Genomic DNA, 531 nt, shown 5'->3' with positions numbered 1-531 from the left:
GGGCAAGGCGAATGCGAGTGCGCTGGAGGCGCTGACGACGCGGGTAACTGATGCCGAGGGTGTAAATAGCAGCCAGGCCACGGCTATCACAAACCTGAACACTGCCGTTGCGGGAAAGGCCGCAGCCTCTGCGGTGGCTTTGCTCGATACCCGTGTGCAGAACATCAACGATGTCGTTGACGCTCATTCCAATGCCATTACGAGCTTGCAGACTGATGTCGCGGGCAAGGCTAGCGCGTCGGCCCTGCAGGCACTGCAGACGACAGTGTCAGACCATGGTTCCGTGCTTTCGAGCCAGGCGACCGCGCTGACCAACGTGCAAGCGAGCCTTGGAGGAAAGGCGGATCAAGGCGCGGTAAACGCTGCCCTGGCCGACAAAACCAATGTCTCAACGACGAATGAACTGATCGGATACGTCAATTCTGTAAACGGTATCGTCGGCTCGCACAGTGGAGCCATCACAACCCTGCAGAATTCGGTCAGTGGAAAGGCCGATGTTTCTGCGCTCAATGACCTCTCAACGACCGTGAA

Annotated in this window: 1 protein-coding gene; it reads left to right on the top strand. The window is 58.0% G+C overall.

Annotated elements, in window-relative coordinates; genetic code table 11:
• Positions 1-531, top strand: a 531-nt coding sequence (locus ASD32_RS30175; protein ID WP_200953655.1) for a hypothetical protein, incomplete at both ends; no start/stop codon positions are given.

Source organism: Rhizobium sp. Root483D2, assembly GCF_001426685.1.
In the GTDB taxonomy this organism is placed as follows: Bacteria; Pseudomonadota; Alphaproteobacteria; order Rhizobiales; family Rhizobiaceae; genus Pararhizobium; species Pararhizobium qamdonense.
This window is presented reverse-complemented; position numbering and strand designations above follow the sequence as displayed.